At 60.7% G+C, this 8,809-nt stretch carries 12 protein-coding genes, 1 pseudogene and 1 other annotated feature; of the genes and pseudogenes, 5 read left to right on the forward strand and 8 right to left on the reverse strand.

The features are described 5' to 3' along the window. The 5 genes and pseudogenes from JX325_RS09370 to JX325_RS09390 all read right to left on the reverse strand — a co-directional run. Positions 1-362: pseudogene (locus JX325_RS09370) on the reverse strand (stage III sporulation protein AE); the annotation flags it as partial. Then, a complete protein-coding gene (locus JX325_RS09375) occupies positions 359-748 on the reverse strand; it encodes a SpoIIIAC/SpoIIIAD family protein (protein WP_204790888.1) in 390 nt (129 codons plus the stop codon). The pseudogene JX325_RS09370 and the gene JX325_RS09375, both read right to left, overlap by 4 nt. Before the next feature lie 2 nt (positions 749-750). Then, positions 751-945, reverse strand: coding sequence for a stage III sporulation protein AC (spoIIIAC, locus tag JX325_RS09380; protein WP_204790889.1), 195 nt, complete (start codon positions 943-945; stop codon positions 751-753). A gap of 12 nt (positions 946-957) precedes the next feature. Then, a complete protein-coding gene (locus JX325_RS09385) occupies positions 958-1,455 on the reverse strand; it encodes a stage III sporulation protein AB (RefSeq protein WP_204790890.1) in 498 nt (165 codons plus the stop codon). After that, positions 1,449-2,363, reverse strand: a complete 915-nt coding sequence (locus tag JX325_RS09390; protein WP_204790891.1) for a stage III sporulation protein AA — start codon at positions 2,361-2,363, stop codon at positions 1,449-1,451. The genes JX325_RS09385 and JX325_RS09390 overlap by 7 nt, the downstream gene beginning before the upstream one ends. A 182-nt stretch (positions 2,364-2,545) precedes the next feature. Here JX325_RS09390 and JX325_RS09395 point away from each other — a divergent pair, with 182 nt between their 5' ends. Together JX325_RS09395 and JX325_RS09400 are read left to right on the forward strand one after the other, a co-directional pair. After that, on the forward strand, positions 2,546-2,749 hold the full coding sequence (locus JX325_RS09395) for a helix-turn-helix transcriptional regulator (RefSeq protein ID WP_204790892.1): 204 nt from the start codon (positions 2,546-2,548) through the stop codon (positions 2,747-2,749). Continuing rightward, positions 2,746-3,162: a hypothetical protein gene (locus JX325_RS09400; RefSeq protein ID WP_204790893.1), complete on the forward strand. Its 417-nt coding sequence runs from the start codon at positions 2,746-2,748 to the stop codon at positions 3,160-3,162. Before JX325_RS09395 ends, JX325_RS09400 begins: the two co-directional genes overlap by 4 nt. Before the next feature lie 75 nt (positions 3,163-3,237). On the opposite strand, the gene JX325_RS09405 is transcribed toward JX325_RS09400, so the two are convergent. The 3 genes from JX325_RS09405 to tyrS form a co-directional block, all read right to left on the reverse strand. Continuing rightward, positions 3,238-4,314: a hypothetical protein gene (locus JX325_RS09405; protein WP_204790894.1), complete on the reverse strand. Its 1,077-nt coding sequence runs from the start codon at positions 4,312-4,314 to the stop codon at positions 3,238-3,240. A 3-nt stretch (positions 4,315-4,317) separates the two neighbouring features. Next, complete coding sequence (locus JX325_RS09410; RefSeq protein WP_243414022.1) at positions 4,318-4,788, reverse strand: RNA polymerase sigma factor; 471 nt, start codon at positions 4,786-4,788, stop codon at positions 4,318-4,320. Positions 4,789-4,942: 154 nt separating this feature from the next. After that, positions 4,943-6,169, reverse strand: a complete 1,227-nt coding sequence (gene tyrS, locus JX325_RS09415; protein ID WP_204790895.1) for a tyrosine--tRNA ligase — start codon at positions 6,167-6,169, stop codon at positions 4,943-4,945. Positions 6,170-6,227: 58 nt separating this feature from the next. Further along, positions 6,228-6,473: a binding site (T-box leader), on the reverse strand. A 185-nt stretch (positions 6,474-6,658) separates the two neighbouring features. Here tyrS and JX325_RS09420 point away from each other — a divergent pair. The 3 genes from JX325_RS09420 (at position 6,659) to JX325_RS09430 (ending at position 8,746) form a co-directional block, all read left to right on the forward strand. Next, positions 6,659-7,237, forward strand: a complete 579-nt coding sequence (locus tag JX325_RS09420) for a hypothetical protein (RefSeq protein WP_204790896.1) — start codon at positions 6,659-6,661, stop codon at positions 7,235-7,237. Between the two features lie 28 nt (positions 7,238-7,265). Then, positions 7,266-8,153, forward strand: coding sequence for a radical SAM protein (locus JX325_RS09425; RefSeq protein ID WP_204790897.1), 888 nt, complete (start codon positions 7,266-7,268; stop codon positions 8,151-8,153). 137 nt (positions 8,154-8,290) lie between these two features. Then, positions 8,291-8,746: an RNA polymerase sigma factor gene (locus JX325_RS09430; protein ID WP_204790898.1), complete on the forward strand. Its 456-nt coding sequence runs from the start codon at positions 8,291-8,293 to the stop codon at positions 8,744-8,746. Positions 8,747-8,809 lie beyond the last annotated feature (63 nt).

The raw sequence follows: 8,809 nt of genomic DNA on the forward strand, positions 1-8,809 counted from the left end.
AGGCTTCCCGCTGTCAGCATCGTCACCGCCAGAGCTCCGGCCATGGGGAGAAAGGCGGCCGCTTTCCCCTCCCCGGTTCCCCGGGCGAAGCCGTCCACCGCGCCGCAGGCCACCGCCACCAGCAGGATGGACGCCGCCCCCCGGACGCGCTGGCGCAAAACGGCTTTCACCTCCCCGGAAACGCGCTCTGCAATTCCCGCCAATCCCTGGGAGAAGCCCTCGGGGCCGGAGAGGTCCCCGATTTCCAGCATATCCTCCGCCGCCTCCGGCAGCGCGTCCGTCAGATCCTTCGGCACCTCCGCCGCCCGGGCCTCCCCCGTCAGGGCCAGGAGGAAGAACAGCAGACAGATCCATTTCTTCATCGCATCAGCTCCATCAACAGCGACAGCACCGCCCGGAGAAGGGGCAGGGCGGCGATGAGGGCGCAGACCGCTCCCGCCGTCTCCACCACCGAGGCCAGGGCCGACTCCCCCGCGTCCCGGCAGAGGCTGCCGCCGATTTTCACCACCAGGGCAATGCCCACGGTTTTGTAAAGGGGGGTGAACAGCTCCCGGGACAATCCGCTCTCCTCCACCAGTTCCCCTAAAAAGTCCATCAGCCGCTCCAGGCTCCCCGCCAGGGAGAGGAGCACCGCCGCCGCGGCCCCCAGGGTCAGCAGCAGCGCCGCCTCCGGGCTTCCCCGCCGCACCACCAGGGCCAGCAGGGCCGCCACGACGCACAGCGCCGCCGCCTGTATGGACAGCTCCACGGCTAAAAGTTGAACAGGGTCTTGATGAGGTCAAAGAGGTCGCTGATCTCCTGGACCATCATCATCAAGACCACCACCAGCCCCGCCAAGGTCGTCATCATGGCCTGCTCCTCCCGGCCGGAGCGGACCAGCAGCTGGTTCAGCACCGCCACCAGGATGCCAATGGCGGCAATTTTGAAAATCAGATCCACATCCATGTGTTCGTTCCCCTATATCAGTAAAATCACCAGCAGCGCCGCGGCGGAAAACCACAGCGCGGCGGCTCGTTTCTCCTCCTCAGGGCGCTTCCTCTCCGCTTCCCCGGCGCTGTCCGCCAGGGTATTTATAACATGTAATATCCCTTTACAGGCCTTTTCCTCGTCCCCTTGCAGGTCCTGGGCCAGGACGGAAACAGCGGACTTGTCCCTCTCAGACAGGGGCAAAAGATTTGCCCGCTCCCGCCAGATGCGGGGAAGGTCCTCCCCTCCGGCGGCGGCTTGGGAAGCGGCCTGAAAAAAGGCGGCGGCGGGCTCCCCGCAGTCCCCGGCCAAGGAGGTTAACACCGCGGGCAGGGGCGTGCGGGCCATCCGGACCTCCTCCCCCATCCGGCGGAAAGCCCGCTGGAGATCCGACAGCGTGTCCTGTTCCCGGCGGCGCTCCGCCCGCTGGACATACCAGGCCAGCGCGCCCCCGGAGGCGACGCAGAGACTTCCCACCAGCTTCAGCACGGCAGCTCCTCCAGCGCGTAGGCCCGTCCCTTTTCATCCCGCAGAATGCGGACCGCCAGGCGGAAAACCTGATTTTCCAGCAGGGTCCGGTAGAGGGGCTTGCGCAGCAGCTCCGGGATGTCGGCGGCGTGGATGGTAGCCAGCAGCCCTACGCCGCAGCCCGCCGCCATATTCATCGCCGCCAAATCCTCCCGGACGGTGATCTCGTCCACGGCGATGATCTGGGGATTCATGGCCCGGAGGACGATGGGGATGCCCAGAGCCTTAGGGCAGGCGTCCAGCACATCCGTCCGGGACCCCACGTCCATTTGAGGCGCGCCCCGATGGACCACCGCCACCTCCCCCCGCTCGTCAATGAGGGAAATCCGCTGGGGCGGGCAGTCCGGCCCCCCCTCGGAGAGACAGCGTACCAAGTCCCGCAGGAGAGTCGTCTTTCCGCCCCCCGGCGGGGAGAGAATCAGCGTATTCACAAAGCCGCCGTCTCGGAACAGCCGGGGAGCGACGCCCTCGGCCACGCCCTTGCGCTCCCTGGCGATGCGGATCGCCGCCGAAGAGAGGTTTTTCAGGTTTGTGTTGGCCCCGTCCTTCATCACCGCCGTACCGCAGAGCCCTACCCGGAAGCCCCCCCGAACGGGAAGAAATCCCTCCCGGATAGACTCGGACGCGGCGTAGCGGGAGAACTCCGTGGCGATGTCGCACAGGGTTTCCAGCTCCTCCGGCTCCACCTCCGCCTCCAGCGGCAGCTCCCCCGTGGGCAGCAGCACCGTCAGAGGCCGCCCCGCCCGGAGGCGCAGCTCCTCCGCCGCGGCCTTCTCCTCATTGGAGAGGGCCAGCGCCGCCTTGCGGAGGCGGCTGGGCAGAATGGCGGCAGCCTGTTCATAACGGGAAATCAGTTCATTTTTTGGCAAGGGAGATTCCCCCTTTCTTTGGTTACTCCACTCTATGAGCGCCTGGTGCGCTCTATGACAGGTTTGTCCAAAAAAATTATGGAAAGTGTACTTGACATTCAGCGAAACTCATGTTATTCTACTAATGGAAAGCAAGCTTTCCATTAAGTCACAAGGAGATTATAATTGAGAGGAGGCTTTTGATGAAAAACAGGCTGGAGGAGCTGCGGAAGGCCCGGGGACTCCGGCAGGAGGAGCTGGCGGAGTCGCTGGAGGTCTCCCGGCAGACCATCGGGTCCTTGGAGAATGGGCGCTACAACCCGTCCATCCTGCTGGCGTTTAAGCTGTCCCGGTATTTCGGCGTGCCGATTGAGGAAATTTTTATTTATGAGGAGGAACCGTCATGAAAGGGAAAAAGACGCTGTATATCGCGCTTACCGTCATAGGGCTGTGTTTTGCCGCGGCGTCGCTGATATTGTGGGAGGCAATTCCCAACAGCCTGGGCGGCGTGCTGATGGGCTCCGGCAGCGGCATGGCGGCCATCGGGCTGACGCAGCTTTTGATGCTGCGCTTGGACACAAAGGACCCGGCCCAGGCCCGGAGAAAGGAGATCGAAGTCAACGACGAGCGGAACGTGGCGATTCGCCGCCGGGCCAAGGCCCTGTCCGGGGACGTCCTGCAATGGGGAGTCATGGCGGCAGCGTGGGTGTCCATCGGGTTTGACGCGCCGTTTTGGGTAACTTTGGCGGCAATTGTGACCTTTGTTTCCAAAAGCCTGCTGGAGGTTTATCTGGTAGTGCGTTATCAGCGGGAGATGTGACGCAGTAACTGCGCCCCTCTGCCCGACTGCAAAAGGAAGCGCCTGTCTGACGNCAGGCGCTTCCTTTTGAACTGTTCACTTTTTCGCTTGTTTCAGCGGGACCACCACATCGCCGAACTGAATGGACTCCACCTTGGAAAGGTCTACAGGAAAGTCCCAGGAGCCTTTTATCTGCGGGTCACTGGAGTCGTGCCCGGAGTCAAGACCCTCGATGGTCATACCACCTTTAAGATTCAATACCGGCAATTTCCGGTCATAATCGCAGTTTTCACAGAATTCTACAAGCTCTTTGGGCAGGAGATAGCTGTAGCCGATGGAGGTCACTCGGATATCCTGGATATCAATTGTTATTTCAGTGGTCGTCTCATTGCTGAAGTTCTCTCCCCACTCCCATTTTGTACAGGGCACACAGGCACTTTTCGCCGTCAAGGCCGGCTGGTCCGTCAAGGGTTCCAGCGCAAAGGGCAGAATCCATGTTCCTTCCAAATCGGCAGACACCATAATTCCCTCGGGATAGGTGCCCGGCGGGACAGGATTCTCATCCCGCAGCTCAATGTCCTGAAGCCGCAACTCCATTTCGCCGCCTTCCAGGAAATTGACGCCCTTGGGCGCGTCGAACCAATATAGGAACACCTGCGTCCCGTCCTCCGTAGTACCCAAGTCTTTCCAATGGGAAGAAAACCCTATGGGGCCTTCCGCCATTTTCTCCATCGGCCCGCCCGTTATTTTCGTGCGCATAAAATCCCATTTGCCGGACAGGCGCTCCCCCTTTACCTTGAGCATCAGGCAAACACTGCCCTCTCCGGGGGTGACGGAATCCAGGGTGACGCTGACGCCGTTTGTGATCGCTGTAACGCCTACCGGCTGGACCAGGCTCTTGATGACCTCCGCCTGTTCCTTAGGCATTTCCTCCCCGCCCCCGGCTTCCGTCCATTGCCGGCCAAACCACTCCTGCAAGGTCTGGGGAATGCCGATGGCCGCCGCCAGGGCTGTCCCGGCCAGAAGAACGGCCAGCGCCGCCGCAATGATAAAGGATATCGATACTTTCTTGACCACTTGGGTCCTCTCCTGCTTTGTCATGTTCAGAACCTCCTCGTTCAGTCGCTTAGAGGCGCGGACCTCGTCAAACATTTCCCGATACGATGCTTTCAAGGCTCACACCTCCTCTAATTGAATTTTCAGCTTCGCCCGGGCCCGGGCCAGCCGGGTCTGGACTGTGGACGCGTTCAGGCCCAGCAGCTCCCCCACCTCGTCCACTTTGTAGCCCTCATAGTAATAGAGATACAGCGGCNCNCGGTACTTGGCGGGAAGCTCCATGACCTCCTGATAAAGCGTCTGCCGGGCCGGGTCTGAGAACACCGGCTCCGGGCACTGATCCAGGGGCACCGTGCGCTTCCGCCAAGGGTGCGCGCTCATCCGCTTGCACTCGTTGAGGGCCACCCGGACCAGCCAGTGGCGCAGATGGTCCTNCCCCTGAAATTCCGTGTCCGTCCTCCAGAGGCGGAGCATGGCGTTTTGCGCCGCGTCCTCTGCGTCGGCAGNATTTCGGAACCAGTTCAGGGCAATCCGGTAGACCATGTCCAGGTACCGCTCTGCGGCGTCCGTAAATTGTCGTTCTGTCAGCATATGCAGCTCTCCTTGAAAGGCCTTTCGACAGCAATACCCTGTAAACGCGGAAAATATCCCAAAGGATTGGAAATTTTTTATTACACAAAAACTAGTTTTTGTGTAATAAAAGGGCGGTTATGAAAAAAGAGGGCAAATGCCCTCTTTTTCAAGCTTATTCCATATAGGCCCGGTGGAATATCTTCTTGCCCTTTTTGATAATAACGCCCTCTCCCTGGAAGTCCGCCTGGTCAAAGGACGCGGCAATGTCCGTCACTTTTTTGTCGTTTACCATCATGCCCCCCTGCTGAATCAACCGCCGGGCCTCCCCGTTGGAGGGGCACAGGCCGCAGGCCACCAGCAGGGCGATGGCCCCGATCTTCCCGTCCTCGAATTTGGCGGCGGGCAGCTCCGTGGAGGGCATGTGCTCCGTAGAGCCGCTGCCCGCGAAGAGGCCCCGGGCGGTCTCCTGGGCCTTTTCCGCCTCCTCCTGCCCGTGGACCAGCTTGGTCAGCTCATAAGCCAGAATCTCCTTGGCCCGGTTCAATTGACTGCCCTCCCACTTGTCCATGGCGTCGATCTCNTCCAGGGGCAGGAAGGTCAGCATGCGGATGCACTTGAGGACATCCGCGTCCCCCACGTTCCGCCAGTACTGGTAGAACTCGAAGGGAGAGGTCTTGTTGGGGTCCAGCCATACCGCACCCTTGGCGGTCTTGCCCATTTTTTTGCCCTCGGAGTTCATCAGCAACGTGATGGTCATGGCGTAGGCATCCTTGCCCAGCTTCCGGCGGATCAGCTCCGTGCCGCCCAGCATATTGCTCCACTGGTCGTCGCCGCCGAACTGCATATTGCAGCCCAGGGTCTGGAACATGTGGTAAAAGTCATAGGACTGCATGATCATATAGTTGAATTCCAGGAAGCTGAGGCCCTTCTCCATCCGCTGCTTGTAGCACTCCGCCCGGAGCATGTTGTTCACGGAAAAGCAGGCCCCCACTTCCCGCAGAAGCTCGATATAGTTCAGCTTCATCAGCCACTCGGCGTTGTTCACCATAATGGCCTTGTCCGGTCCGAACTCAATGAACCGCTCCATCTGCTTTTTGAAGCAGTCGCAGTTGTGCTGAATGGTTTCCGTGGTCATCATCTGCCGCATGTCCGTCCGGCCGGAGGGGTCCCCCACCATGCCGGTGCCGCCGCCGATCAGGGCGATGGGCCGGTTTCCCGCCATCTGAAGGCGCTTCATCAGGCATAGCGCCATGAAGTGGCCCACATGGAGGCTGTCCGCCGTGGGGTCGAAACCGATGTAGAATACCGACTTGCCGGTATTCACCAGTTCCCGGATCTCCGCCTCGTCGGTGACCTGGGCAATAAGGCCNCGGGCCTTGAGTTCCTCGTAAATCTGCATGTTGCATCTTCTCCTTTGTTGTGTTTTCGGAACGAAAAACGCCCCCGTCCCGGTGGGGACAGAGGGCGAAAGCATTCGCGGTACCACCTCTGGTTCGCCGTCTTCTCGCGAACACGGCCTCATGGAGTGCCGACACACTCCCGCGCGGTAACGGGCGCACCCGGTGCGTGCCTACTGGGATTTTCCTCCGTTCGGACGCCAGCTCCAAGGGGTATTCGCCGTCCGCCTCCCTCCCCCTTCCACCAAGCCGGGGGCTCTCTTTGCGAAGGACATGACGGGTACTGGGCCTTTTCATCGCTGTGAATGGTATTGTAGCAGACGGACCGGGGATTGTCAATACAAACCGGCGGCGGCCTGCCTGGCAGTGTAATTTATCCATACGGCAAATCAAGCGGGAAACTGGGCGCGGGCGCTTTCCCGGCGGAACCCGCTCTTGTGATTTTTGAAAATACGTGCTATGATGGATATATCAAAAAGAGGAGGTCTGCCATGAAAAAGGGAATGCTTGCCGCGCTGCTCTGCCTGTTCCTCCTCTCCGGCTGCGGAGGGAAGCCGGAACCGATTCCTTTGGAGGAGCTTCCCCAGGACTACAGTTTGGAACAGGCCAAGGCGGATGGTTGTCTCGTCACAGAGGACGGGACCGTCACCAGCGGGCGGGAGAGCTGGGAGGATTTCTTAGAAGCTGTTGACGCCGGAAAAGCCGCCTCGGTGCGGCTTTGCAGCTACTACACGCTGGACGACCCTTCCCGGTATGACCCGGACTATTACGAATCCGTCAAGGACGACTACCCCATGATGTTCCTGAAAGACTTGTCCTATGATGGAGAGCGTATTACCACCCTTTCCTATGAAGAGGGCCAACGGCATGAGGAGACCTATTCCTCCCTCCGGCGGCGGGAGCAGACCGCCCCTTCCTCCGGCGTCAAAATCATCCAGTACATTATCACGGACGACGCGGAGTCCTCCCTGGAAAAGATTGGTTCCCAGCTCTACAGCTCCTCCTTTTCGCCGGAGGACTGGATTCCCTTTGACATCGTATACCAGGAGATCATTCCCCCGGAAGCCTGACCCACCCTGCCCATGAGAGGAGAAGTGGATGGAATATATCCCCGCCAAGTCCATCGTGAACCGGACCAAGGACCCCAGCTGGTTCGGCACGGAGTACAATATGAACATCTACCGGGGCTGCTGCCACGGCTGCATCTACTGCGACAGCCGGAGCGACTGCTACNACAACGAGGACTTTGACCGGGTTAAGGCCAAGGCGGATGCCCTGCGGATCATCCGGGACGACTTGGAGAGTAAGGTCAAGGTAGGCGTAGTGGGCACCGGCTCCATGAGCGACCCCTACAACCCCTTCGAGGAGAAGCTCCAGCTTACCCGCCGGGCCCTGACGCTGCTGGAGGCCTATGGCTTCGGCGCGGCCATCGCCACGAAAAGCGACCTCATCGTCCGGGACGCCGACGTGCTGGCTTCCATTAACCGAACCATGCCCGCTATCTGCAAAATCACCCTCACCACCTGCGACGACGCCTTGGCCGCCAAGGTGGAACCCCATGCCCCTCCCCCCTCCCGCCGTCTGGCGGCGGTGGAGCGGCTCAGCGCGGCGGGGCTGTTTACCGGCATTTTGATGATGCCCATTCTTCCCTTTTTGGAGGACCGCCCGGAGAACATCCGGGATATCGTGAACCGGGCGGCGGACGCGGGAGCCCGGTTTGTCTACCCCGCCCTGGGCATGACCTGCCGGGCGGGACAGCGGGAGTATTTTTACCGGAAATTAGAGGAGCATTTCCCTGGTCAGGGCCTGGCGGAAAAATACCAGAGGCGGTACGGTCCCCGGTACGAATGCGCCAGCCCAAAAGCCCGGGCGCTGTGGGAGGTCTTTCAAGAGGCCTGTAACCGCCGGGGGATGCTGTACTCCATGGGCCGCATTGTCACCGCCTCCCGGCGGGGGCACGAGACGGACCAGCTCAGCTTATTTTAGGACTTGGTTGGAAGGCGGCGAAACGCCGGTTTTCAGCCGGGTCCTAAAAAAATAGCCTGAGCGTGCAGCATTTTCCCCCTCTGGACGGTATTCCTGATAGAGCGCTCACCATCCGCCAAATAGGAAGAAGGTGCAAAATGGACACGGAATCCGCCGTGGAGCGGTATGGAACCATGGTCTACCGCCTGGCTTATGCCCAGCTCCGCAGCCGCCAGGACGCCGACGACGTCTTTCAGGAGGTTTTCCTCCGCTACCACCGCGCCGCCCCGCCCTTTGAAAGCGAGGAGCACCGAAAGGCCTGGCTTTTGCGGGTGACGGCCAACCGCGCGAACAGCCTTGCCGCCTCTCCCTGGCGGAAACGCAGCGTCCCGCTGGAGGACGTCTATTCGTACAGCCAGCCCGAGGAGTCCGGCCTGGACGCCGCCCTGGCCCAGCTGCCGCCCAAGTACCGGGCCGTCATCCATCTTTACTACTATGAGGACTATGACACGGAGGAAACCGCCCGTATTCTGGGGCGCAAGCCCTCCACCGTCCGCGCCCAGCTGACGCGGGCCCGGCAGGCCCTGGCCCGCCTTTTGAAGGAGGATTTATGAACTTTACAGAGACCTACCACCGTCCCAACGCCCCCATTCCTCCCTTTCCCTTATACACATCTC

This window comes from Oscillibacter sp. CU971, assembly GCF_905219725.1.
Lineage (GTDB): Bacteria > Bacillota > Clostridia > Oscillospirales > Oscillospiraceae > Oscillibacter.

What these genes read in the sequence shown, in the direction of transcription:
- spoIIIAC (WP_204790889.1), bottom strand. Translation starts at nt 945, where the DNA reads ATGGATGTGGATCTGATTTTCAAAATTGCCGCCATTGGCATCCTGGTG.
- JX325_RS09395 (WP_204790892.1), top strand. Translation starts at nt 2,546, where the DNA reads ATGAAAAACAGGCTGGAGGAGCTGCGGAAGGCCCGGGGACTCCGGCAG.
- JX325_RS09400 (WP_204790893.1), top strand. Translation starts at nt 2,746, where the DNA reads ATGAAAGGGAAAAAGACGCTGTATATCGCGCTTACCGTCATAGGGCTG.
- JX325_RS09420 (WP_204790896.1), top strand. Translation starts at nt 6,659, where the DNA reads ATGAAAAAGGGAATGCTTGCCGCGCTGCTCTGCCTGTTCCTCCTCTCC.
- JX325_RS09430 (WP_204790898.1), top strand. Translation starts at nt 8,291, where the DNA reads ATGGACACGGAATCCGCCGTGGAGCGGTATGGAACCATGGTCTACCGC.